Genomic DNA, 25867 nt, shown 5'->3' on the forward strand with positions numbered 1-25867 from the left:
AGCGATTCGCTTATCCGGCAATAAAACCGAGATAAAACGATGAGCTACTACGCCTTTGAGGGCCTGATTCCGGTGGTACATCCGGATGCCTTTGTCCATCCCAGCGCCGTCCTGATTGGCGATGTCATAGTGGGTGCCGGAGTTTATATTGGCCCGCACGCGTCATTGCGCGGTGACTATGGTCGCTTGATCCTGGAGGCAGGTTCTAATTTGCAGGATGGCTGCATCATGCACGGCTACTGCGACACCGACACCATCGTGCATGAGAACGGACACATCGGCCATGGCGCAATCCTGCACGGTTGCGTGGTGGGCAGAGATGCGCTGATCGGCATGAACAGCGTCATTATGGACGGCGCAGCGATTGGCGAAGAGAGCATTGTCGCCGCCATGAGCTTTGTCAAAGCCGGATTTCAGGGAGAGGCAAGGCAGATGCTGGTTGGCTCACCCGCTCGCGTATTGCGTGAAGTCACGGACCAGGAACTGCACTGGAAACGGCTAAACACCAAAGAGTATCAGGATCTTGCAACTCGCTGCCACACAGGTCTACACGAAACACTGCCCTTAACGCGGGTCGAAGAAAACCGGCCACGCCTGAAAGGCACAACGGACGTAAAACCCAAATCAGCACAGTAATTGATGCCGGATGCGCTCACGCTTATCCGGCCTACGCGTCAATCACCGTTTATGCCGCCATCAGGCAAACTGATTATTAGCGACGCATACTCTTGGAGAGCATCATCTGCCATTTCTGCTCACGGTTGAGCTCTGTTGGAGGAACGGCAGACAGGCGTGGCGTTTTCGCCATGCTCACCTTTTTCTCCTGCAAATTGTGATTCAGTCGGCTATAGAGATGAGAGTCAATACTCACGACTTTCACCAGACGCTGGCACTGACAACCCCGACCGGCAATCTGATTAGGGATCATCTTAACTTCACAAACAATTTCTCCCACTTCCGACAGAATATAAGAGAGCGTATTAATTGCTTTGCAGTGCTCGATATCAAAATGGCGGGAAATTTCCTTTGCAGTGATCCAACGATCCTCGGCCATCATCCAGTCAGCAATTAACAAATAAAGCGGTCTTTCAACATATTTTTCACACATAAGCACACCATTTTCACAAATTAAAAATCTGGCTACGGCCTGTCCAAATTAATAAAAACTAAGCCATATTAAAATTGTGGATATAAAGGATAGTATGCGACTTGAATGTTGATTAGTGTGAGCAATATCGTGCTTATTACATTGAAAATGTGGTTACGGAAACGGACCTGTCCAGGAATGACCTTACGCAAGACAAAAAAAGGGTTTCTTTACAGAAACCCTTTCAAAATTATATTACAGATCCGGTTAGAGCAATATTCACCGGACCTTTTGTTTATTACTTTTTGATCTGCGCGTGCATTTCCTGCACCGAGGTTACCTTCTCGGTGGCATCAGCATTCAACGCCATCGCTGTGGCGAAACCGCCGTTCAGCGTAGTGTCATAATGCACTTTGTACTGCAGCGCGCTGCGGCGAATCAGCTTGGAGTCTTCAATCGCCTGACGACCTTCGGTGGTGTTGATGATATAGGTGTACTCGCCATTCTTGATACGGTCCTGAATGTGCGGACGACCTTCATGCACCTTGTTCACCAGACGTGGATTGATACCCGCTTCACCCAGAACAATCGCGGTCCCGTGCGTCGCATCCAGCTCGAAGCCAAACTTCAGCAGTTTCGCTGCCAGGTCAACCACACGCTCTTTATCGCCTTCGCGAACGGAGAGCAGTGCACGACCCTGTTTTTTCATGGTGGAGCTGCTGCCCAGCTGTGCCTTGGCGAACGCTTCCGCGAAGGTACGGCCCACGCCCATCACTTCCCCGGTAGAGCGCATTTCTGGCCCTAACAGCGGGTCAACGCCCGGGAACTTGTTGAACGGCAGCACCACTTCTTTTACCGAGTAGTACGGCGGGATAACTTCTTTGGTTACGCCCTGCTGTGCCAGCGTTTTCCCGGCCATCACGCGCGCCGCGACTTTCGCCAGCGGTACACCAGTTGCCTTGGAGACGAACGGAACGGTACGTGCCGCACGCGGGTTCACTTCAATCAGGTAAACTTCGTTATTCTTCACCGCAAACTGGACGTTCATCAGACCGCGAACCTGCAGTTCGAAGGCCAGTTTCTGCACCTGTTGGCGCATCACATCCTGAATTTCCTGGCTCAGGGTGTACGCTGGCAGAGAACATGCGGAGTCACCGGAGTGCACGCCCGCCTGTTCGATGTGCTCCATGATGCCGCCAATCAGCACCATTTCACCGTCGCAGATAGCGTCCACGTCCACTTCAACCGCGTCATCAAGGAAACGGTCCAGCAGTACCGGCGCATCGTTAGAAACGCTGACTGCGGTCTGGAAGTAGCGACGCAGGTCGGCTTCGTCGTAGACGATTTCCATCGCGCGACCACCGAGAACATACGACGGACGCACTACCAGCGGGTAGCCAATCTCTTTCGCCTTCTCAACAGCCTGTTCGATAGCCGTTACGGTAGCATTCGCCGGTTGTTTCAGCTTCAGACGGTCAACCGCCTGCTGGAAACGCTCGCGGTCTTCCGCGCGGTCGATGGCATCCGGGCTGGTACCGATAACCGGTACACCTGCCGCTTCCAGCGCACGCGCCAGCTTCAGCGGGGTCTGTCCACCGTACTGTACAATGACGCCTTTCGGCTTCTCGATACGAACGATTTCCAGTACGTCTTCCAGCGTGACCGGTTCGAAGTACAGGCGGTCAGAGGTGTCGTAATCAGTTGAAACGGTTTCCGGGTTACAGTTGACCATGATGGTCTCGTAACCGTCTTCGCGCAGCGCCAGCGAGGCGTGTACGCAGCAGTAGTCAAACTCAATACCCTGACCGATACGGTTTGGACCACCGCCCAGCACCATGATTTTATCGCGGTCAACGGACGGGTTCGCTTCGCACTCATCTTCATAGGTGGAGTACATGTAAGCGGTGTCGGTGGCAAATTCTGCCGCACAGGTATCCACGCGTTTGTAGACCGGGTGCAGATTGTACTGGTCGCGCAGTTTGCGGATTTCCGCTTCGCGAACGCCGGCCAGTTTCGCCAGACGCGCATCGGCGAAGCCTTTGCGCTTCAGTACGCGCAGGAAGTCAGCGTCGAGGCCGTTGATGCCAAGGTCGGTGACTTTTTCTTCCAGACGTACCAGCTCTTCAATCTGCACCAGGAACCAGCGGTCGATGTTGGTCAGGTTGAACACGCCATCGACGGACAGGCCAGCACGGAAGGCATCGGCGATGTACCAGATACGCTCAGCGCCAGCGTCTTTCAGCTCGCGACGGATTTTAGTCAGTGCTTCCGGGTCGTCCAAGCTTACTTTCGGGTCGAAGCCGGTCGCGCCCACTTCCAGACCGCGCAGCGCTTTCTGCAACGATTCCTGCTGGGTGCGGCCAATCGCCATCACTTCACCGACAGATTTCATCTGCGTGGTCAGGCGGTCGTTAGCACCAACGAATTTCTCGAAGTTGAAGCGTGGTATTTTCGTCACAACATAGTCGATGGACGGTTCAAACGAGGCCGGAGTACGGCCACCGGTGATGTCGTTCATCAGTTCGTCGAGGGTGTAACCTACGGCCAGCTTGGCGGCAACTTTCGCAATCGGGAAGCCAGTAGCTTTGGACGCCAGCGCCGAGGAGCGGGATACGCGAGGGTTCATTTCGATGACAATCAGGCGACCGTTTTTCGGGTTTACCGCAAACTGGACGTTAGAACCGCCGGTTTCCACGCCGATTTCACGCAGTACCGCCATCGAGGCGTTACGCATGATTTGATATTCTTTGTCGGTCAGCGTCTGGGCAGGTGCTACGGTGATGGAGTCACCGGTATGGATGCCCATCGCGTCGAAGTTTTCGATGGAGCAGACGATGATGCAGTTGTCGTTTTTATCACGCACCACTTCCATCTCGTACTCTTTCCAGCCAATCAGTGATTCATCAATCAGCAGCTCGTTGGTTGGGGAAAGATCCAGACCGCGTTCGCAGATTTCTTCGAACTCTTCGCGGTTGTAGGCGATACCGCCACCGGTGCCGCCCATGGTGAAGCTAGGGCGGATAATGCACGGGAAGCCAACGTCAGCGGCAACCGCCAGCGCTTCTTCCATGGTGTGAGCGATGCCTGAACGTGCGGTGTCGAGACCAATCTTCTTCATCGCGATATCGAAGCGACGACGGTCTTCCGCTTTATCAATGGCATCCGCCGTTGCGCCAATCATGGTCACGCCGAACTCAGCCAGTACGCCCTGGCGTTCCAGTTCCAGCGCACAGTTCAGCGCTGTCTGACCGCCCATGGTTGGCAGCACCGCATCCGGGCGTTCTTTCTCAATAATTTTGCGCACCACTTCCCAGTGAATCGGCTCGATGTAAGTGGCATCGGCCATTTCCGGGTCGGTCATGATGGTTGCCGGGTTGGAGTTCACCAGAATAACGCGGTAACCCTCTTCACGCAGGGCTTTACACGCCTGCGCGCCGGAATAGTCAAACTCACACGCCTGACCGATAACAATCGGACCCGCGCCCAGAATCAGGATACTTTTTATGTCTGTACGTTTTGGCATGGCTCTTTTACTCCTGATTATTTCGCGGACTGACGGTATTGCTCAATTAACTCGATAAAGTGGTCGAACAACGGTGCTGCGTCGTGCGGACCCGGACTCGCTTCAGGGTGCCCCTGGAAGCTGAACGCCGGTTTGTCGGTACGATGAATCCCCTGCAAGGTGCCGTCGAACAGTGACTTGTGGGTCACGCGCAGGTTGGCAGGCATTGAGGCTTCATCTACAGCAAAACCGTGGTTCTGCGCGGTGATCATCACGGTGTTGTTATCAATATCTTTTACCGGATGGTTACCGCCGTGGTGGCCAAACTTCATCTTAATGGTCTTCGCACCGCTCGCCAGCGCCAGCAGCTGATGGCCGAGGCAGATGCCAAATACCGGAATATCGGTTTCGAGGAATTTCTGAATCGCGGTAATTGCGTAGTCGCACGGCGCCGGGTCGCCAGGGCCGTTGGACAGGAAAATACCGTCCGGATTCATCTTCAGAACGTCTTCTGCTGAGGTTTTCGCCGGTACAACCGTCAGGCGGCAGCCGCGGTCCGCTAACATACGCAGAATGTTACGTTTGGCGCCGAAATCGTAAGCCACAACGTGGAACGGCATTTCATCGGCAGATTTCGCTTCCGGCAGGTCACCGGCTAGCGTCCAGCTCCCCTGCGTCCAACTATAAGGCTCCGCGGTGGTCACTTCTTTCGCCAGATCCATACCGTTCAGGCCTGGGAAAGCTTTTGCTTTTTCCAGTGCCAGCGCCGCATCCGGGTTATCGCCCGCGATGATGCAGCCGTTCTGTGCGCCCTTTTCACGCAGCAAACGCGTCAGCTTACGGGTATCGATATCAGCAATCGCCACAATGTTATGGCGCTTGAGGTAAGAAGAGAGGTCTTCAGTATCGCGGAAGTTGCTGGCAATCAGCGGCAGGTCGCGGATGACCAGGCCTTGCGCATGTACCTGAGAAGATTCTGCATCGGCTTCATTGGTGCCGACATTACCGATATGAGGATAAGTAAGAGTGACGATTTGGCGGGAATAGGAAGGATCAGTGAGGATTTCTTGATAACCGGTCATTGAAGTATTGAAAACGACTTCCCCAACCGCCGAACCTGTTGCCCCTATGGCCCGACCGTGAAACTGGGTTCCGTCTTCCAGAACCAATAGCGCTGACTTAATCAAAACACCCTCCAGAGAATATTCACTCACTTTATTTGCATATTAATTCATTAACACCTCATGAATCAATGCAAATTTGCTTACCTATGGATTTCTGGCAAACGGCGGCATTCTAGAGATAGCTCACACAAAAGTCTACCCAAAAGGGCTTTTTTTATTATTATTTTGCGCCACTGGGATAAAACACACGATTTAACAGGCAAAAAGATCAGCTAACTCAGGGTGGAAAACGCTTGCGGCAGGCAAAGAGTGTAAAAACAGAATGCGGGAGAGAAAAAAGTGGACCATTTGGTCAAAATTTACATTGAGATAACAGAATAACCCAACAAAACATAGAAAAATAACCAATTAAAAGAAAAAACACATTCAGAATCTAAAAATAAAAGGGCAATAAAATATTGCCCTATGTAATCAAATAATTATGATTACAATAACCACATCACGAAGGGTAATGAAAGCTATAAACTGCGTAAATCAAGCACATCTTTCATATCAAAAAGACCATTTGACTTTGATTTTAGCCAAATTGCCGAACGCACTGCGCCATTGGCAAAAGTCATGCGGCTGGACGCTTTATGCGTGATCTCAATACGCTCGCCAATATCAGCAAACATCGCGGTATGCTCACCGACGATATCCCCCGCCCGCACCGTGGCAAAACCAATCGTGCCCGGTACGCGCTCGCCGGTGTAACCTTCACGCGAATAGACGGCACACTCTTTTAAATCTTTATCCAGCGCCCCGGCAATCGCCTCGCCCATCGCCAGCGCAGTGCCTGACGGCGCATCAACTTTATGGCGGTGGTGAGCTTCAATAATCTCAATATCGGTGTAATCGCCCATCACTTTCGCCGCCTTCTCCAGCAGCTTAAGCATAACGTTCACGCCGACGCTAAAGTTCGCGGCAAAAACGATCGCAATCTCCTGCGCGGCATCACGAATAGCCTGTTTGCCGGCATCGTCAAAGCCGGTGGTGCCAATCACCATCCCTTTACCGTGCTGGCGGCAAAACGCCAGATGCGCCAGCGTGCCTTCCGGGCGGGTAAAATCGATGAAAACATCGAAATCATCTTTCACCGCTTCAAGGCTGCTTTGCACGGTAACGCCCGTTTTTCCAGCCCCCGCTAATTCTCCGGCATCGCTTCCCAGTAAGGACGAGCCTTCGCGCTCTAACGCGGCACCCAATTGAACACCTTCCATCGCCATGGCGGCCTGGATTAACTGCCGTCCCATGCGGCCACCGGCGCCGGCAATGGCGACACGGATTTGTGCTTCATGCATAGCTATTCTCTTTTATAAAAATTGCGTAAACCGTTTTCAGAGTAACCAGCGCGCCCGGAGGCCGCTAGCTGAAAACACCCATAATTAGAATTTAATGATAAACAGAGGGGAATATCAGTAAAAGACATGATTCATCCCGCAGGATGAATCATTGCTGGAGCACAGGAAAGAAGTCAAACTTACTCAGTATGGCGCGAAATGATGGGAAAACGACGGAAATACGAGCACAAACCAGCCAGTCTGCGTAGATATTTTCGCGAATGTGGTTTTATGGCACGAGTGTGTAGTTGACGATCATTTGCCCTTTTTTCATCTTCACCTGAGTAATCGTCACCGGTCCAATCTCAGAGAGATGGGCAACATGCGTCCCTCCGCAGGGATAAGCGAGGAGATGACCAAATCCAACCTGCCGCAACCCGTCGGTGAATGTCACTTGTCTGGAGAGATTGTCTGCCTGCCAGGCGTTGATTTTCTCCTGCAGCAATAGCGTATCCGGTAACGTACCGTTTTCACCGGCGGCGAAAGTAATGCGCCCCTCATTGGGCCAATGGTGTGCTTTCACCGGGAGCCAGCCGAACGCTGTACCCGCCAGGCCGATAAGATGTCCTGCCGAGTGCAGGCGGGCGTGCAGTTGACGCAGTGCGGCATCCACACAAAGGTTCACGATGCCGGGGAGGAGCGGTTTTGCCACGATGTGCACCACATCGTCACCGCTCGCGAGGACTGTTTCAACCCGCTCATCATCAATCCAGCCCGCATCCGCAGGCTGCCCGCCTCCCTGCGGGTGAAAAAGGGTTCTATCCAGTACCACCGCGTACCGTCCATCCGGCTCAGCCGAGCAACTCAGTAAGTTAGCCTGGCCTTCAGTGTTATCGCTGGTGTAATAAAGACGTTCAGTCATGATTGCTCTCCTATTGATGGGAAGAGTATATTCACTTTACTGACGGCGATAATCCTGCGCTGGTTCAATGCATCTTTGCCTGGTACGCACAAATGAACCCTAACCTTCTTCCCGACCTTGCCACCTTTGTGTTGATTATCGACCAGGGGAGCTTCTCCGCTGCCGCCAAAGCCTCGGGTGCTACGCCTTCCGCTATTAGCCGCAGCGCTTCACGCCTCGAGAAGGCGTTGGGCAGTAAGCTGCTGCACCGTACGACGCGCAAGCTGGCGCTCAGCGAAACGGGCAAAATTGTGTATGCACACGCGCAGGAAATGCTGCATGCGGCGCAAATGGCCGTCGACTCAGGCAGCAGTCGACAAACCATCGCGCAAGGGCAACTGACCCTCAGCGTGCCGAAAGCGGTGGGGCGATTTGTCATTCATCCACTGATGGCCGAATTCTTTACGCGCTACCCGCAAGTGGACGTCTGCCTTCGGCTGGAAGACCGGTATATGGATTTAATCGACGACGGCGTCGACCTTGCACTGCGCATCAGTCAGTCGCCCTCCCCGGGCCTGTACGGGAAACCGCTGATGCCGGTCAGCCATGTGATATGCGCAACCCCCGAATACTTACGCAAGCACGGTACGCCCGAGCACCCGCAGGCACTGAGAGAGCATAGCTGTATCAGTCTTGGCGAGACACCTGCGGATTCACGCTGGAAGTTTCGACGCGGTGAGCGCATGGAGACCATTCAGACTCATGGCCGCTACGCCGCCAACCACACCGGTGTACGTCTGGACGCGATAAAAAAGGATCTGGGAATCGGCAGCCTGCCACTGTTCACCGCCAGCGAGGCACTCGCCAATGGCGAGATTGTCCAGGTACTGCCAGAATGGGAATTTATCAGCGACTACAGCGGGGAACTGTGGCTGCTATGGACGCGCAATCAACATATGCCCGCCAGAATGCGGGCGATGATTGATTATCTCAGCGAGAAGGTGCCGTTGCACAACACCTGATTACAGCGCGCGGGCAAATACCTCTGCCACCCACTGCTGGAACCCCTCAACGTTCAGGCCCAGCGCAACCTGCGCATTTGCCGGATGCCCCAAGCGTCCTTCAATGTCCACTACCGTCGTACCCGAGGTATATTCGCCCTGGGTTTCAACCGCCACGAAACACGGCTGCAGGGTAAACAGTTCCGGGCGCACCAGCCAGGCAATGGCGCACAGATCGTGCATTCGCAGCCCCGTATTCATACTGCCGCTACGGTAATGGCTAAACAGCGCATGCAGCATTTTTCCCGTCTGGTTAAGCTGGGGGAGCGTTGCCAGATAGTCCGGGGCGAGCATGGCCTGATTAGTGACATCCAGCCCACACATCACAATCTCCAGCCCGCTCTGGAAGACTTTCGCGGCGGCCTCGGGATCGATAGCAATATTAAACTCGGCGTTGGGTGTGAAGTTCCCGCGCCCGGCAGAGCCGCCCATAATCACCAGACGGTGAATGTTGAATACGCATTCAGGATAATGGGTCAGCAGCAGCGCAATGTTGGTCAGCGGGCCAATTGCCACCAGCGTCACGGGCTGCGGGGCATGCATCAGCGCATCACGAATCGCCTGGAAGGCGGGTTTTGCCATCGCCTGGCGGTCGTGTTCGACAAATTCATACCCTTCCATACCGGACTCGCCGTGCACGGAAGCGGCATCACGCAGCGGCCGCACCAGCGGCATTGATGCTCCCTGCGCTAGCGGAACATCCGCATTCCAGAAGTGCAGCAGTTGCAACGCATTACGGGTGGTTTTTTCCACCGACACATTGCCTGCTACCGTGGTCATCAGTTGCAGATCCAGCTCAGGGGCAAACAGCGCGGCGGCAATGGCGGCGGCATCATCAATGCCGGGATCGGTATCAAGAATGATCGGTAAGCGCATGGTTTCTCCATAAAAAAATGCCAGACGTTAAGTCTGGCATCTTCTCATAATCGTAACCGGAAAGACTTACTCTACTTCACGAACATCCACACGCAGCTCTTTCGGCACTTCGAAAACGATGTTCTCTTCGCGGCCTTCCAGTGGGATCGCTTCCCCACCACCAAGCTCTTGCAGGCGAGCAATCACGTTTTGCACCAGGATATCCGGCGCCGAGGCTCCGGCCGTCACACCCACACACTTCGCTTCTTTCACCCACGCTTCCTGAATGTCGGTCGCATCGTCAATCAAATACGCCGCTTTCCCCATTCGCTGGGCCAGTTCAGCCAGACGGTTGGAGTTAGAGGAGTTCTTAGAGCCGACCACCAGCACAACATCAGCCTGTTCCGCCAGCGCGCGAACCGCTTCCTGACGGTTGGTGGTGGCATAACAGATATCGTCTTTGCGCGGCCCGACAATTTTCGGGAAGCGTTGACGCAGCGCATCAATAACGTCAGAAGTGTCGTCAACGGAAAGCGTTGTCTGCGTCATGAAGGATAATTTTCCTTCATTTTTCACATTCAGTTTCAGCACATCATCCGGTGATTCAACCAGATACATTCCCCCTTGCGGGTTGCTGTACTGGCCCATCGTGCCTTCGACTTCCGGGTGCCCGGCGTGACCAATCAGAATGGATTCTTCGCCACGACGACTGGCACGGGCAACTTCCATATGGACCTTCGTTACCAGCGGGCAGGTCGCATCAAAAACCGTGAGGTCACGGCCTTTGGCTTCGTTACGCACCGCCTGAGATACGCCATGAGCGGAGAAAATCAGGATCGCGCCATCCGGCACTTCGCTGATTTGCTCGATAAAAATAGCGCCGCGCTCGCGCAGGCTATCCACCACATAGCGGTTATGCACCACCTCGTGACGGACATAAATCGGCGCGCCATAAATAGCCAGCGCGTTTTCCACAATGCTGATAGCGCGGTCTACGCCAGCGCAAAAACCGCGCGGGTTGGCCAACAGGATCTGCATTTTACGCCTCCAGTGCCGGTTCGACTTCCAGCACTTCAATATCAAAATGAACGGTATGCCCGGCCAGCGGATGGTTGAAATCAACCGTGATCGAATCACCGTTGATTTCGCGGATCACGCCAGGCATCTCACTGCCGTCCATTGCGGTAAAGAGCATGATAGCGCCAATTTCTGGCTCGCCCGCGTCCATAAACTCCCGACGCGAGAAATACTGAATTAAGTCCGGACTTGACACGCCAAAGGCGGCATCCGGTTCCAGAGCAAAAGTGGTTTTATCACCTTCTTTTAGCCCCAGCAGGTGTTGTTCCAGTCCTTCAGACAGAGAACCGTCGCCCAGGCGAAACAGCGCAGGCTTGCCGTTATTGCGGGTTGACTCTGCGGTTGAGCCATCGTCGAGCTTAAGGGTGAAGTGCACCAGCACCGCACTGTTACTCTGTACTGATTTAGACATGCAGGTTGCTCTTTAAAATTGCTGCCGCCTGTTTGCCCGGTGGCGGTACGCTTACCGGGCCAACAAGGATCGCAGTATATTGTAGGCCGGATTAGCATAGCGCCATCCGGCATTTTTTTATGCGGCTTTTTTCTCTTTCGACGGCAGGAAGCCTTCGAGAACAATCAATGCCGCGCCGATACAGATAGCAGTATCGGCCAGATTGAAAGTCGCGAAATGCCAGTCGCCGACGTAAAAGTCAATCATATCAACCACGAAGCCGTGCCACAGGCGGTCGAACAAGTTGCCCAGTGCACCGCCAATGATTAACGCATACGCGATGTTGTTCAGCTTCTGGGTCGCCTTCGAGCGATACATCATCACCATCAGGATGACGCAAATACCGATGGCGATGCCGGCAAAGAACCAACGTTGCCAGCCGCCGCTGTCGGCTAAGAAGCTAAACGCCGCACCATAGTTACGCGCGTAGTGCAGATTAAGCGACGGAAACAGCGACACCGTATCCCCCAGAGCAAAGTTCTGGAGGATCAGGTATTTGCTGCCTAAATCGATAATCAGCACGACTACCACCAGCCACAGCCAGCGTAGTCCTGTTGAACAAAGAGGCTTACTCATCAGGCAAACTTACGTTGTTCGCCATCACCGGCGATGTTGCTGACACAGCGTCCGCAGATATCTGCATGTTCCGCCACCTTGCCGACGTCGGTAGTGTAATGCCAGCAGCGCGGGCATTTCTCACCTTCGGCTTTGCTCAGTACGATTTTCAGACCTTTGAGCAGTTCGCTCTGCTGAGCATCAGCAGGAGCCGCTGCATAATCCGCAACCGTCGCACCAGAGGTCAGCAGTACAAAACGCAACTCTTCGCCCAGCGCGGTCAGTTTCGCCGCCAGCTCAGGTTCAGCGTACAGGGTCACTGAAGCCTCCAGAGAACCACCGACTTTCTTATCCGCACGCGCCTGTTCGATGACTTTGTTCACTTCGCCACGCACTTTCAGCAGCTCGTCCCAGAAGGCATCGTTCATCGCCTCGGTTTCGCCTAAGCCAAACAGACCTTCGTACCACTCACCGGTAAAGACGTACTTCTCACGATCGCCCGGCAGGTAGCCCCAGATTTCATCGGCGGTGAAGGACATGATCGGCGCCATCCAACGAACCAGCGCTTCAGCGATATGGAACAGCGCAGTCTGGCAGCTACGACGCGCCACGCTGTCCGCTTTCGCGGTGTACTGACGGTCTTTGATGATGTCGAGGTAGAACGAACCCATTTCGACGGAGCAGAAGCGCATCAGGCGCTGTACCACTTCGTGGAAGTCATAGGCTTCATAGGCTTTCAGGATTTCGTCCTGCGCCGCTTGCGCACAACCTACCGCCCACCTGTCCAGAACCACCATCTCTTCCGGTTTCACCATGTCTTTAACCGGATCGAACCCGTTCAGGTTCGCCAGCAGGAAGCGCGCGGTGTTACGGATACGACGATAGCTGTCGGCAGCACGTTTCAGGATTTCGTCAGAAACGGCCATTTCACCGGTATAGTCGGTTGAAGCCACCCACAGACGCAGAATATCCGCGCCCAGTTTGTTCATCACATCCTGCGGAGAAACGGTGTTACCGATAGACTTGGACATCTTACGGCCCTGACCATCAACGGTGAAACCGTGAGTCAGTACCTGGCGATAAGGTGCTTTGCCTTTCATGGCGGTGGAGATCATCAGAGATGACATGAACCAGCCACGGTGCTGGTCAGAGCCTTCCAGATACATATCTGCCGCATGGCCTGCAAACTCAGGACGTACGTCCACGACGGAGGAGTGGGTTGAACCAGAGTCGAACCACACGTCCAGCGTATCCGGGACTTTGACATACTGGTCAGCTTCGTCGCCGAGGATATCTTTCGGATCGAGATCCCACCACGCCTGGATACCGTCAACTTCAACGCGTTTAGCCACTTCTTCCATCAGTTCGATAGCGCGCGGATGCAGCTCTTCGGTGTCTTTGTGAACAAACAGAGACATCGGCACACCCCACGTACGCTGACGGGAGATACACCAGTCAGGACGGTTAGCAACCATCGATTCAATACGCGCCTGGCCCCAGTCCGGGATCCACTGCACGCCTTTGATCTCTTTCAGCGACTGTGCGCGCAGGCCTTTTTGATCCATGCTGACGAACCACTGTGGGGTCGCGCGGAAGATGATCGGTGACTTGTGACGCCAGCAGCATGGGTAGCTGTGCTGCATCTTCTCAACGTGCAGCAGCGCACCTTTTTCGCTCAGCAGCGCAACGATTTTGTCGTTGGCTTTAAAGACGTTCACGCCGTCCAGATCCGGATAGGTACCCGCCAGGTATGCACCGTCCGGGCCAACCGGGTTAGCGATTTCCAGACCGTATTTCTGGCTGATGACGTAGTCATCCGGACCGTGACCGCCAGCGGTATGAACCGCACCGGTACCCGCATCCAGCGTAACGTGATCGCCAAGGATAGCTGGCACATCAAAGCCCATAAACGGATGGGTAAAGCGCAGCAGTTCCAGCTCAGCGCCTTTAACGGTGCCGAGAATGGTGTATTCAGCCGCGCCAATACGCTGCATGACGCTTTCAACCAGATCTTTAGCCAGAATCACAGCCTGGCCGTCAATCTGCACCAGCGCATAGTCAAAATCAGGTGCCAGAGAGATTGCGCGGTTCGCCGGTAACGTCCACGGGGTAGTGGTCCAGATAACCAGAGAGATCGGGCCGTTGACGTCAGAAACGCCAAATTTCGCTTTCACCGCATCCTGATCGGCGGCGTGGAACGCCACGTCGATGGACGGGGAGGTTTTGTCATAATACTCAACTTCCGCTTCCGCCAGCGCGGAACGGCAGTCAACGCACCAGTGCACCGGCTTCGCACCTTTGTGCAGGTGACCGTTGCCGATGATTTTACCCAGCGCACGAATGATGTTGGCTTCGGTTTTGAAGTCCATGGTCAGGTACGGATGCGACCAGTCGCCCAGTACGCCAAGACGGATAAAGTCTTTACGCTGACCGTCAACCTGGGTCGCTGCGTATTCGCGGCACTTGGCACGGAACTCAGCGGCGGTAAACTTCTCGCCCGGTTTGCCGTATTCCTGCTCTACTTTCAGCTCGATCGGCAGACCGTGGCAGTCCCAGCCCGGAACGTAAGGCGAGTCATAACCCGTGAGTCCTTTGGACTTCACGATAATGTCTTTCAGAATCTTGTTAACCGAGTGACCAATATGAATGCTGCCATTCGCATAAGGAGGGCCATCATGCAGAATGAAGGTTTTTTTGCCTTTTTTGGCCGCACGAATGATGCCGTACAGGTCATCATCAGTCCAACGCGCCAGCATTCCCGGTTCGCGCTTGGCGAGATCGCCGCGCATCGGGAACCCTGTTTCCGGCAAATTCAGGGTTGATTTATAGTCACTCATCAGATTCTCGGTTCCGTATTTAAAACTCGTATAGGCATTAAGCCGGTTTTGTTAGCCCAAAAAATTCACGGGCAGTCAACTCATCACGCGCAATCTGCGCTTTTAGTTCATCCAGCGAGGCAAATCGCTGTTCGCTGCGTATTTTTTTACGCAGTACTACATCTATATGGCGACCATACAGGTCCATTACAACGTCCAATAGATGCACTTCCAACTGTTGGCGTACGCCTGCTACCGTCGGGCGGGTGCCGATGTTGGCGACGCCGGGCAACGGTTTGTCACCCAGTCCCATCACTTCAACCGCATAAACCCCTTTCACCGGAGAAACCTGGCGACGCAGCGGTAAGTTTGCCGTCGGAAAACCGATGGTGCGCCCTAATTCATCACCGTGAACGACACGTCCTGAGATAGTAAAAGGATGCCCAAGCAGGCTTTCGGCCAGTTGCAGGTTATCTTCTGCCAGCGCCTGACGTACCGCAGTGCTGCTAATGCGCACACCGCCTTCGCAGAAGGTTTGGGTGCTGGTGATATCAAAACCATACTCAGCGCCCGCTTCCTGTAATAACAAGAAATCGCCCGCTCGGCTAGCGCCAAAGCGGAAATCATCACCAACGGCAAGAAATTGTACACCAAGGCGCTTAACCAGCAGATCGCTGATGAAGGTCTGCGCCGTTAATGCCGCAAAGCGCCTGTCAAAACGCACGCACAGCACGTAGTCCACGCCGCATTCCGCCAGATAACGCAGTTTTTCGCGCAGGCGAGTGAGGCGCGCAGGTGACTTGTCGGTCGCAAACAGCTCTAGCGGCTGCGGCTCGAAAATCATCACCATCACCGGTAAATTGCGTTTGCGCCCTTCTTCCCGTAAACCCTGCAGCAACGCACGGTGGCCACGGTGCACGCCGTCGAAATTACCAATAGTCAGCACACACCCATGCGGGGCCTGACTGAGATTATGTATGCCTCGTATCAGCTTCATGTCTGGCTCAAAACAGTGAAAATCGTGAAAGTATACCCTGTACCGCGGTCAACGTTAACCGGCGATTGTTTCTACGAAACAGAAAGAGGATTGTTTTCATTGTTATGAAACAAATTGCAGACCTTCATGGGCACGCCAATGCAATTTTTCTCGTGGAAAAGCTGTATTCACGCCACGCAAGCTGGTAGAATCCTGCGCCATCACTACGCAACGAGTGCTGCAATTTAAACGGCGCTTATTTGCACAAATCCATTGACAAAAGAAGGCTAAAAGGGCATATTCCTCGGCCTTTGAATTGTCCATATAGAACACATTTGGGAGTTGGACCTTGGCTAATATCAAATCAGCTAAGAAGCGCGCCGTTCAGTCTGAAAAGGCCCGCAAGCACAACGCTAGCCGTCGCTCTATGATGCGTACTTTCATCAAGAAAGTATACGCAGCTATCGAAGCTGGCGACAAAGCTACTGCACTGAAAGCATTTAACGAAATGCAACCAATCGTGGACCGTCAGGCTGCTAAAGGTCTGATCCACAAAAACAAAGCTGCACGTCATAAAGCAAACCTGACTGCACAGATCAACAAACTGGCTTAATCGCCTGCTTGTTGTCGCTTTGTGAAAAAACCCGCGCAAGCGGGTTTTTTTATGCCTGCTATCTGACGTTTTTCTCTTTAGCCACTGATGTTGTTCTCGCTCGTTCACGCTCTTCCTGACCAGCCTGTTTTTTCAGCTCTCCCATCCTCAGTCGCGTCGCGTAATACTTGAAAGTTATTTTCTTTCACTGTTTTCCTTTTTTTATTTCATTATTAATAAAACTGTGACCACCTTAGCAAATAGAAACATCGTTCATTCAAAAACGAATAAACGCAATCCTGATGTAAGATTTGATAATTGATTGCCGCGGTAGGGTTAACTACTTTTCATGTACACCTTACTCACTCATTTTAATCTGAGGATAAATTCAGTAACGACATAAAAAATAATATTTAAAACTTGCTTGGAAAGTAAAAGTTGTTTTTCTGGGCGTATCGTTCCAGTATCGGAGTTATTATTATGAGTTCTGTTATTGAGGATACCCAGTCATGCGGGTCAACATCATTATCTTTACTACAGCGTATTAGCTACGGCTCTTTGGATGTGGCGGGTAATCTGCTGTATTGTTTCGGTTCAACTTACATTTTATATTTCTACACAGACGTTGCAGGTATTAGCCTCGCTGTAGCAGGCGTCATCCTGCTGCTGGCACGTATTGTCGATGGCATAGACGCCCCCATATGGGGGATCATCATCGATAAAACGCGTTCGCGTTACGGTAAATGCCGCCCCTGGTTTTTATGGTTGCCATTACCTTTTGCTGTATTCAGCGCCCTGTCATTTTGGTCTCCTGATATCAGTATGACCGGAAAAGCTATCTATGCAGCAATATCTTATATGATTGCCAGCATTCTATTTACCGGACTTAATACACCGCTCAGTGCAATATTACCCCTGATGACCTTATCTCCTAAGGAAAGACTGGTTTTAAATTCCTGGCGAATGACCGGTGGGCAGATTGGGGTTTTATTAATGAATGCGACTGCACTGCCGTTAGTTGCTTTTTTAGGTAACGGAAATGATCATGCGGGTTTTATTTATACGGCGATTATATTTGCCGTAATATCCTGTTCGCTAACGCTTTTCGCCTTTAAAAATATCCGTGAAATGGATACGGATAAAATACAGCAAGAACCTAAATTGCCGATGAAAAAGAGTTTTGCGGCAATGAAAGGCAACTGGCCATGGATCCTGATGGTGCTGGCAAACCTGATCTTCTGGATTGCCCTACAACAACGCTCCACAACGATTGTCTACTATCTGACCTACAATCTCGACCGCAAAGATCTGGTTCCGCTGATTAATAGCCTGGCGACAATTCAGATCCTGTTTATCATCGCTATCCCCTTCTTTAGCAAATACCTGGCTAAAACATGGATATGGGTAGGCGGTCTGCTGGTCGCCACGCTTGGCGGCGTCATGATGTGGCTGGCAGCAGATAACATTCCTTTTCTCATCGCCGCCTGGATACTCGGCAATATCGGCAGCGGTATCGCCTGCTCAATGCCGTTTGCCATGCTGGGCTTCGCCGTCGATTTCGGTGCCTGGAAGACGGGTATTAAAGCTACCGGCATTCTTATCGCCTTCGGCAGCACCTTCTGCATCAAGATGGGTAGTGGCCTCGGTACCGCTTTCGCTGCCTGGATCATGAACAGTTTTGGCTATGTCCCCAACCATGCCCAGAGCGCTGCGGGTCTGGAGGGAATTACCTGGGCCTTTATCTGGGCACCCGCCCTACTCTTCGCGCTCGCAGCGATCCCACTACTTTTCTTTCGTAAATACGAAGCGATGGAAGAGAAGATTCGCCACGATCTGGAAACCATCAACTAAAAACGATCTTTACCTTCACCCTCGAAATATGGGAGGCACCACCATGCCATTTATGCAACATGACCCGCGTCGCCTGGTCTGGCAGCAAAACGATCGCTATTTATGGATTGAACCCTGGGGCGAGAACAGCCTGCGCGTACGCAGTGGCCGTCATCTGCCGGTAATGAGAAATGAAGACTGGGCATTGACTGAGCCAGTCGCAGAAAGCCACTGCCATATTGTTTATGAACACCACCAGGCGACGCTGACCAACGGCAAAATTATCGCTATCGTCAATCAAAAAGGACAAGTTACCTTTTACCGCCATCCACACAAACCTCTGTTGCAGGAGTTCTGGCGCTTGCGGGGCGAAATTGGCGAGGATGAATCTTCTCACGGCCAGTACGTCAGCGCACTCAACCTTGAGGGACGCGAATTCCGCCCTATTCAGGGTGGGAAATATTCACTTAAAGCCCGCTTCGAAGCCAGCGAAGGGGAAAAAATTTATGGTATGGGGCAGTATCAACAGGCTAACCTGGATCTCAAAGGATGCGTTCTTGAGCTGGCGCAACGTAACTCCCAGGCCTCAGTACCGTTTATGCTCTCCAGTCTGGGCTATGGATTTTTATGGAATAACCCGGCAGTCGGGCGCGTAACCTTTGCCCACAACGTTACCGAATGGGAAGCACAGGTCAGCGAACAGCTGGACTACTGGATCACGGCTGGCGATACCCCGGCAGAAATTAGCCGGGCTTATGCGCTGGCTACCGGCACACCGCCGATGATGCCGGACTACGCCATGGGCTTCTGGCAGTGCAAACTCCGCTATCGTACGCAGGCAGAGCTGCTGGAGGTTGCCCGCGAATATAAGCGCCGCAATCTGCCTATCTCGGTGATCGTTATCGACTTCTTTCACTGGCCGAATCAGGGTGACTGGATGTTTGATGCGCGCGACTGGCCCGACCCTGATGCCATGATTGCCGAGCTGAAATCGCTGGGAATTGAGCTGATGGTCTCCGTCTGGCCGACGGTGGATAACCGCACTGAAAGCTATCGGGAGATGCGCGAAAACGGCTGGCTGGTACAGACGGAACGTGGCTTGCCGATCAATATGGATTTCCTCGGCAACACCACTTTCTTTGATGCTACCCATCCGGGTGCGCGGGACTACGTCTGGGGCAAAGCCAAACGCAACTATTATGATAAAGGCGTGAAGCTATTCTGGTTAGACGAAGCCGAACCTGAGTTCAGCGTTTATGACTATGATAACTATCGCTACCATGCCGGGCCGGTACTGGAAGTGGGCAATATCTACCCGCGAATGTACGCCAAAACCTTTTTTGATGGTATGAAAGCCGATGGTGAAGACAAGGTTATCAACCTGCTACGCTGCGCCTGGGCCGGCAGTCAAAAGTATGGCGCACTGGTCTGGTCAGGTGATATTCACTCCTCGTTTAGGTCGCTACGCAACCAGTTTGCCGCCGGACTCAATATGGGAATCGCGGGGATACCGTGGTGGACGACGGATATCGGTGGTTTTCATGGCGGTAATATTCACGACCCACATTTCCATGAACTGCTGATCCGCTGGTTCCAGTGGGGCGTATTTAGCCCGGTGATGCGTCTGCACGGCAACCGCGATCCGCAGATTTTACCGGAACAACCGTACCGGGATGGTATCGCCCAGTGTCCTACCGGTGCACCGAACGAAGTCTGGAGCTACGGTGAGGACGTGTGTGACGTACTGACGGATTGCCTGGCGTTGCGAGAGAAACTGAAGCCCTATATTAAAGCGCTGATGGAGGAAACCCATAAGCACAATACACCAGTGATGCGCCCCCTGTTTTTTGATTTCCCCGAACAGGAAACAAGTTGGGCAATCACCGACCAGTACTGTTTTGGTCCTGACCTGCTGATTGCCCCCGTAATGCATGAAGGTATGCGCGAACGTGATATCTGGCTACCGGAAGGGGAAACATGGACGGATCTTACGACCGGCGAGAGTTATTCGGGAGGGCAAACGTTGCACTATGCCGCGCCATTGAACAGAATTCCGGTATTTATCCGCGAAGGTGGGCAGTATCGTAGCTTATTGAGGCTATAGCATGAAACCGGCTGCGGGTGAGTACCGCAGCCGGAAGTATTACGGTAAGTATGTCTACTGTGGCTTGAACAATGCCGAGTAGTCCGCATTGCAAATACGCTGCACCGCCGGATGCTGGATCATTCTTTCCGCAAATATGGCGTGATACTCTTCCATCACATTTTCTACGCGTCCAATTTCAACAATAGAATCATCGGCATAGAAATTGTGCGAATACAGAGTAGGTGCAACAAAAATAGCATTATGCGTTGCCCCAAACGCTTTCATCAGCGCAGCGTCATCAAACTCGCCGAGGATTTCGACATTCAATCCTTGTGAGTTGATCCAGTTCAGCAGCTTACGTCCGAGCATCGAACGACGTCCAGGGATCAGCAACCGACGTTCCTCAAGGCAGGCCGGGAATGGTTTTTCAGGCAGCGGTTTGGTGCACCAAAAACTCACGCTGCACTCGCCTATCCGCACTGAGAACAACCCTTCCTGCTGCGTAGAATCGATCGGGCAGTCGGAGATGATCATATCCAGCTTATGTTGGCTGAGTTGATCCAACAGCATCTCGTGCGTTGACTCAAAACAACGCAGATGGATTTGTTCATCTTCAACCACAGCGGCATCCAGTACGCTGCTGACCAACTGCTTCGATAGCGCATCCGCCACGCCGACATCGAACAGCAAATTAGACTCTTTGCGGTAGTTCACGATATCCAGCATTTCCTGGCTTAAGGTGAACATCTTATCCGCGTAACGAAAAACCAATTCGCCTAACTCACTGGGCTCCAGCCCACGCCCCTTCCGCTTAAACAATTTTCCCTGTAAGCGTTCCTCAAGCGCTTTAATCTGCCCGGTAATGGTCTGCGGTGTCAGATAAAGCGCTTCTGCTGCACCAACCACTGACCCTTCTTTATAGACATGCCAAAAGTAGTACAGATGGTTGTAATTTATATGAGACATACTCTCTCCCTGAAAATTGTCACGAAAGGGTTATCCCGTCAGGCTGATGCGTTCAACCGGGCACGTAACCAGCAGTAACCTATCACTGCCGACAACAAGGAGCCGATCAGGATCCCCAGTTTTGCCCAGTTAATCAGCTCAGGATCAACGTTGCCAAACGCCAGGCTGGCAATAAAAATCGACATCGTAAAGCCAATACCGCAAAGAATACCGACCGCCATAATCTGCTGGAAATTCGTTCCTTCCGGCAATTGCGCCACCTTGAGGCGTAACGCCAGCCAGCAAAACAGACTGATACCCAACGGCTTACCGATCAACAAACCCGCAATGATCCCCAGCGGTAACACCGAGGTCAGTCCATCAATAGTGACGCCCTGCAGTGAAACGCCTGCGTTAGCGAAGGCAAACAGTGGCAGGATCAGGTATGCCACCCATGGATGCAGAACATGCTCCAGTCGCTTCGCCGGTGAACGCCCGTGTTTTTCCTTCAATGGAATGAAGAAGCCCACGATCACGCCCGCCAGCGTTGCATGCACGCCAGACTTCAGTACGGCAGTCCACAGCACCACGCCGACCAGAATATAAATACCGGTGCGTCTCACTCCGCACAGATTCAATCCTGCCAAAACAAGGATTGCGCACGCGGCAACGCCCAGCGACAGCAGCGAGAGGTCGCTGGTATAGAACAGTGCGATGATTACGATAGCGCCGAGGTCATCAATAATCGCCAGCGCCATCAGGAAGATTTTCAACGCCAGTGGTACACGACTGCCCAACAACGCCAGCACACCTAACGCAAAAGCGATATCCGTTGCCGCCGGGATCGCCCACCCTTCACGGGTGATGGGATCGGCATAGTTGAATGCCAGGTACAGCAGCGCCGGGACAATCATGCCCCCGATAGCAGCAATGATCGGGAACGCCGCCTGACGCAGACTGGCCAGCGAACCTTGCATTAACTCGCGCTTTACTTCCAGACCAATCAACAGGAAGAACACCGCCATCAACGCGTCGTTGATCCACAGCAGCATATTTTTGTTGATCTCAAGCGCGCCAACCCGCAGTTGAACGGGCGTTTCCAAAAAGGCGTGGTACCATCCACTGGTAACCCCGATATTTGCCATCAGCATAGCGACCACGGCTGCGATGATCAGAATGATGCCCCCCGAGGCGTCACTACTAAAAAAACGATGCAGATGTTTCACTTTTATTCTCTCTATTGGGTGAATACTTCGTAAATACTATCTTACACCCTCAAAAAGCTCGTTAAAATTAGATTATTCATGATGGATAAATCGGTTTTTACGATCTATATAGAGTAAGTCGATAAAGATTTTCCGAGCGGAAAACAGAAATAAAAAAGCCTGAGACTTTTCAGTCCCAGGCTTTTTATTCGAGATAAAACTGCGAATTAGCGAGTCAGATCGTCAAAGAACTTCTTCACACCGTCGAAGAAACTTTTGGAGCGCGGACTGTTTTGTTCGCCGGTCGGGCCGCCAAAGCTGTCCTGCAGATCTTTGAGCAGTTGCTTCTGCTTATCGTTCAGGCCCACTGGGGTTTCAACCACCACGCGGCACAGCAGGTCGCCCTGAGCGCCACCGCGTACAGACTTGACGCCCTTTCCACGCATGCGGAAAAGTTTGCCAGTTTGCGTTTCGCCCGGAATTTTTAGCTTCACGCGACCGTCCAGAGTCGGGACTTCAATCTCACCGCCCAGCGCAGCCATCGCAAAGTTAATCGGTACTTCGCAGTACAGGTTATTGCCTTCACGTTCGAAAATTGGGTGCTGTTTTACCTGCACCTGAACGTACAAATCACCTGCTGGCGCACCATGTTCACCGGCTTCACCTTCGCCCGCTAAACGAATGCGGTCGCCGGTATCAACCCCTGCCGGGATCTTAACGGACAGCGTTTTGCTTTTCTCAACACGACCATGACCGTGGCATTTGTTGCACGGATCTTTGATCAGCGTACCGCGGCCCTGACAGTGTGGACAGGTCTGCTGTACGGCAAAAAAGCCCTGACGCATCTGTACCTGACCAGAACCGTGACAGGTTGGGCAGGTCTGTGGCTGAGTACCTGCCTTCGCACCGCTACCGTGGCAGACGTCACACTCTTCCAGAGTCGGAATACGGATCTCTTTGGTGACGCCACGCACGGCTTCTTCCAGAGTGAGATCCATGTTGTAACGTAAATCAGCACCACGTGAGGCGCGCTGACGACCACGACCGCCGCCAAAGATATCGCCAAACACGTCACCAAAGATATCGCTGAAGTCAGCCCCGCCGCCAAAACCGCCGCCGCCGCCCATGCCGCCTTGCTCAAACGCAGCATGACCGTACTGATCGTAAGCCGCACGTTTTTGCGCATCGGTCAGGATTTCGTACGCTTCTTTGATCTCTTTAAACTTGGCTTCGGCCTCTTTATCACCCTGGTTGCGGTCCGGGTGATATTTCATGGCCAGGCGCTTGTAGGCCTTTTTGATTTCACGCTCTTCCGCTGATTTGGAAACGCCTAAAATCTCGTAATAGTCTTGCTTAGCCATCTCTTTTTATCTGCCCCTAACATGCGTGCACGGGCGGAGAGGAAACCTCTTCGCCCGTGCCAGTAATTACCCGTTCAAAGGGCGATTATTTTTTGTCTTTCACTTCTTCAAACTCGGCGTCGACAACGTCGTCATCTTTCGCGTTGTTTGCAGAAGCATCAGCGCCTGCTGCACCAGCCTGCTGCTGTGCGTGCTGCTGCTGAGCGATTTCCATCAGTTTCTGGGAAACCTGTGCCAGCGCCTGCATTTTCGCTTCGATATCCGCTTTGTCTTCGCCTTTCAGAGAAGTTTCCAGTGCGGTCAGTGCAGACTCGATGGCAGTTTTGTCGTCAGCCGGCAGTTTGTCGCCTGCTTCTTCAACCTGCTTACGAGTGCTGTGCAGCAGATGGTCACCCTGGTTACGAGTCTGAACCAGCTCTTCAAACTTACGGTCAGATTCTGCGTTCGCTTCTGCTTCGCGAACCATTTTCTGAATTTCTTCTTCGTTCAGACCAGAAGAAGCCTTGATGGTGATCTTCTGCTCTTTACCGCTGTTTTTGTCTTTCGCGGAAACGTGCAGGATACCGTCGGCATCGATGTCAAAAGTAACTTCGATCTGCGGCATACCGCGCGGAGCCGGGCTGATACCATCCAGGTTAAACTGACCCAGATCTTTGTTATCAGCGGCGCGTTTACGTTCACCCTGCAGCACGTGGATGGTTACCGCAGACTGGTTGTCTTCAGCGGTAGAGAACACCTGGCTGTGCTTGGTCGGGATAGTGGTGTTTTTCGCGATCAGTGGAGTCATCACGCCACCCATGGTTTCGATACCCAGAGACAGCGGGGTAACGTCCAGCAGCAGCACGTCTTTCACATCACCGGTCAATACACCACCCTGAACGGCAGCACCGATTGCCACTGCTTCGTCCGGGTTAACGTCTTTACGCGGCTCTTTACCGAAGAACTCAGCAACTTTCTTCTGTACCATCGGCATACGAGTCTGACCACCGACCAGGATAACGTCCTGAACGTCGGAAACAGACAGACCAGCATCCTGCAGAGCAACTTTCAGCGGCTCGATAGAACGGTTAACCAGGTCTTCAACCAGGCTTTCCAGTTTCGCACGGGTCACTTTGATGTTCATGTGTTTCGGACCAGTCGCGTCTGCAGTAATGTACGGCAGGTTCACGTCGGTCTGCTGAGCGGAAGACAGTTCGATCTTCGCTTTCTCAGCGGCTTCTTTCAGACGCTGCATCGCCAGCGGGTCATTACGCAGATCGATACCCTGATCTTTCTTAAATTCGTCAACCAGGTAGTTGATCATACGGCTGTCGAAGTCTTCACCACCCAGGTGGGTATCACCGTTGGTTGCCAGAACTTCGAAGGTTTTTTCGCCGTCAACTTCGTCGATTTCGATAATAGAGATATCGAAAGTACCACCACCGAGGTCATAAACCGCGATAGTACGGTTGCCGACTTCTTTATCCAGACCGTAAGCCAGTGCCGCTGCGGTCGGTTCGTTGATGATACGTTTTACTTCCAGACCTGCAATACGGCCAGCATCTTTGGTTGCCTGACGCTGAGCATCGTTGAAGTATGCAGGTACGGTGATAACCGCTTCAGTTACCGGTTCGCCCAGGTAATCTTCAGCCGTTTTCTTCATTTTTTTCAGCACTTCAGCAGAAATCTGCGGCGGTGCCATTTTCTGACCTTTTACGTCAATCCATGCATCACCGTTGTCAGCACCGATGATTTTGTACGGCATGATGGCTTCATCACGCTGTACTTCTTCGTCCTGGAAGCGGCGGCCAATCAGGCGTTTAATCGCAAACAGGGTGTTTTGCGGGTTTGTCACTGCCTGACGTTTAGCCGGCTGACCAACCAGAGTTTCACCATCCTGGGTATAAGCAATGATAGAAGGCGTGGTGCGATCGCCCTCGGCGTTCTCCAGCACACGTGCAGTAGTGCCATCCATAATCGCTACACAAGAGTTGGTAGTACCCAGGTCGATACCAATAATTTTACCCATCTAAACGTCTCCACTAAAAATTCGGTCATCATGTGGTTGTGAATCTGTAATAAGGGCGAAACGTGCGGTTTCAACTACCATGAATCGTTTTTTTTCAGACTCACCACTGCGGTTGT

The 25867-nt window shown here is 52.7% G+C and carries 20 protein-coding genes and 1 pseudogene; 5 read left to right on the forward strand and 16 right to left on the reverse strand.

The genetic code is table 11. From position 1 onward, the window contains the following. The first annotated feature begins 39 nt into the window (after positions 1 to 39). Positions 40 to 636, forward strand: a complete 597-nt coding sequence (gene caiE / locus OGY17_RS01685; RefSeq protein WP_008786161.1) for a carnitine operon protein CaiE — start codon at positions 40 to 42, stop codon at positions 634 to 636. 76 nt (positions 637 to 712) lie between these two features. Here caiE and caiF read toward each other — a convergent pair whose 3' ends face one another. From caiF to OGY17_RS01710, 5 genes are all read right to left on the reverse strand, one after another. Continuing rightward, positions 713 to 1108 carry a carnitine metabolism transcriptional regulator CaiF gene (gene caiF, locus OGY17_RS01690; protein ID WP_003829705.1) on the reverse strand — a complete coding sequence of 132 codons (396 nt, stop codon included), beginning with the start codon at positions 1106 to 1108 and terminating at the stop codon, positions 713 to 715. Between the two features lie 277 nt (positions 1109 to 1385). Then, the gene (gene carB / locus OGY17_RS01695) at positions 1386 to 4610 is read right to left on the reverse strand and encodes a carbamoyl-phosphate synthase large subunit (RefSeq protein ID WP_003829707.1); all 3225 of its coding nucleotides are present in this window, start codon (positions 4608 to 4610) and stop codon (positions 1386 to 1388) included. A gap of 17 nt (positions 4611 to 4627) precedes the next feature. Further along, positions 4628 to 5776 (reverse strand): glutamine-hydrolyzing carbamoyl-phosphate synthase small subunit, encoded by a 1149-nt coding sequence (carA, locus tag OGY17_RS01700; protein ID WP_003829709.1) that lies wholly within the window; start codon positions 5774 to 5776, stop codon positions 4628 to 4630. 455 nt (positions 5777 to 6231) lie between these two features. Next, a complete protein-coding gene (gene dapB / locus OGY17_RS01705; protein ID WP_060682771.1) occupies positions 6232 to 7053 on the reverse strand; it encodes a 4-hydroxy-tetrahydrodipicolinate reductase in 822 nt (273 codons plus the stop codon). A 268-nt stretch (positions 7054 to 7321) separates the two neighbouring features. After that, positions 7322 to 7954 (reverse strand): alanyl-tRNA editing protein, encoded by a 633-nt coding sequence (locus tag OGY17_RS01710; protein WP_267454162.1) that lies wholly within the window; start codon positions 7952 to 7954, stop codon positions 7322 to 7324. A 92-nt stretch (positions 7955 to 8046) separates the two neighbouring features. Here OGY17_RS01710 and OGY17_RS01715 point away from each other — a divergent pair, with 92 nt between their 5' ends. Continuing rightward, a complete protein-coding gene (locus OGY17_RS01715) occupies positions 8047 to 8955 on the forward strand; it encodes a LysR family transcriptional regulator (RefSeq protein WP_267454161.1) in 909 nt (302 codons plus the stop codon). Here OGY17_RS01715 and rihC read toward each other — a convergent pair whose 3' ends face one another. The 7 genes and pseudogenes from rihC to OGY17_RS01750 all read right to left on the reverse strand — a co-directional run bounded on the left by rihC (position 8956) and on the right by OGY17_RS01750 (position 15968). Then, entirely contained in the window at positions 8956 to 9870 is a 915-nt protein-coding gene (gene rihC, locus OGY17_RS01720; protein ID WP_213752500.1) for a ribonucleoside hydrolase RihC, read from the reverse strand. Between the two features lie 66 nt (positions 9871 to 9936). Further along, a complete protein-coding gene (gene ispH, locus OGY17_RS01725) occupies positions 9937 to 10887 on the reverse strand; it encodes a 4-hydroxy-3-methylbut-2-enyl diphosphate reductase (protein WP_003018925.1) in 951 nt (316 codons plus the stop codon). 1 nt (position 10888) lies between these two features. Further along, entirely contained in the window at positions 10889 to 11338 is a 450-nt protein-coding gene (gene fkpB, locus OGY17_RS01730; RefSeq protein ID WP_003018929.1) for an FKBP-type peptidyl-prolyl cis-trans isomerase, read from the reverse strand. Between the two features lie 117 nt (positions 11339 to 11455). Then, positions 11456 to 11953: a signal peptidase II gene (lspA, locus tag OGY17_RS01735; RefSeq protein ID WP_003018932.1), complete on the reverse strand. Its 498-nt coding sequence runs from the start codon at positions 11951 to 11953 to the stop codon at positions 11456 to 11458. Beyond that, positions 11953 to 14769 carry an isoleucine--tRNA ligase gene (gene ileS, locus OGY17_RS01740; protein WP_220395070.1) on the reverse strand — a complete coding sequence of 939 codons (2817 nt, stop codon included), beginning with the start codon at positions 14767 to 14769 and terminating at the stop codon, positions 11953 to 11955. The genes lspA and ileS overlap by 1 nt, the downstream gene beginning before the upstream one ends. 37 nt (positions 14770 to 14806) lie before the next feature. Next, entirely contained in the window at positions 14807 to 15745 is a 939-nt protein-coding gene (gene ribF, locus OGY17_RS01745; RefSeq protein WP_003829725.1) for a bifunctional riboflavin kinase/FAD synthetase, read from the reverse strand. Positions 15746 to 15752: 7 nt separating this feature from the next. Next, a pseudogene (locus OGY17_RS01750) lies at positions 15753 to 15968 on the reverse strand (DUF2575 domain-containing protein). Positions 15969 to 16073: 105 nt separating this feature from the next. Here OGY17_RS01750 and rpsT point away from each other — a divergent pair. The 3 genes from rpsT to OGY17_RS01765 all read left to right on the forward strand — a co-directional run bounded on the left by rpsT (position 16074) and on the right by OGY17_RS01765 (position 20250). Beyond that, entirely contained in the window at positions 16074 to 16337 is a 264-nt protein-coding gene (gene rpsT, locus OGY17_RS01755) for a 30S ribosomal protein S20 (protein WP_003018940.1), read from the forward strand. Positions 16338 to 16796: 459 nt separating this feature from the next. Beyond that, on the forward strand, positions 16797 to 18167 hold the full coding sequence (locus OGY17_RS01760; RefSeq protein WP_286606287.1) for an MFS transporter: 1371 nt from the start codon (positions 16797 to 16799) through the stop codon (positions 18165 to 18167). Between the two features lie 43 nt (positions 18168 to 18210). Then, positions 18211 to 20250: a glycoside hydrolase family 31 protein gene (locus OGY17_RS01765; protein WP_079934408.1), complete on the forward strand. Its 2040-nt coding sequence runs from the start codon at positions 18211 to 18213 to the stop codon at positions 20248 to 20250. A gap of 54 nt (positions 20251 to 20304) precedes the next feature. On the opposite strand, the gene nhaR is transcribed toward OGY17_RS01765, so the two are convergent. The 4 genes from nhaR to dnaK form a co-directional block, all read right to left on the reverse strand. After that, positions 20305 to 21198, reverse strand: coding sequence for a transcriptional activator NhaR (gene nhaR, locus OGY17_RS01770; protein WP_032942332.1), 894 nt, complete (start codon positions 21196 to 21198; stop codon positions 20305 to 20307). A 38-nt stretch (positions 21199 to 21236) separates the two neighbouring features. Continuing rightward, the gene (gene nhaA / locus OGY17_RS01775; RefSeq protein WP_137378059.1) at positions 21237 to 22403 is read right to left on the reverse strand and encodes a Na+/H+ antiporter NhaA; all 1167 of its coding nucleotides are present in this window, start codon (positions 22401 to 22403) and stop codon (positions 21237 to 21239) included. 206 nt (positions 22404 to 22609) lie between these two features. Then, the gene (gene dnaJ / locus OGY17_RS01780) at positions 22610 to 23743 is read right to left on the reverse strand and encodes a molecular chaperone DnaJ (RefSeq protein WP_008786151.1); all 1134 of its coding nucleotides are present in this window, start codon (positions 23741 to 23743) and stop codon (positions 22610 to 22612) included. An 85-nt stretch (positions 23744 to 23828) separates the two neighbouring features. Further along, positions 23829 to 25751 carry a molecular chaperone DnaK gene (gene dnaK, locus OGY17_RS01785; protein ID WP_003829739.1) on the reverse strand — a complete coding sequence of 641 codons (1923 nt, stop codon included), beginning with the start codon at positions 25749 to 25751 and terminating at the stop codon, positions 23829 to 23831. Positions 25752 to 25867: the final 116 nt, after the last annotated feature.

The sequence above is a fragment of the Citrobacter sp. Cpo126 genome, from assembly GCF_030332445.1.
In the GTDB taxonomy this organism is placed as follows: domain Bacteria; phylum Pseudomonadota; class Gammaproteobacteria; order Enterobacterales; family Enterobacteriaceae; genus Citrobacter; species Citrobacter portucalensis.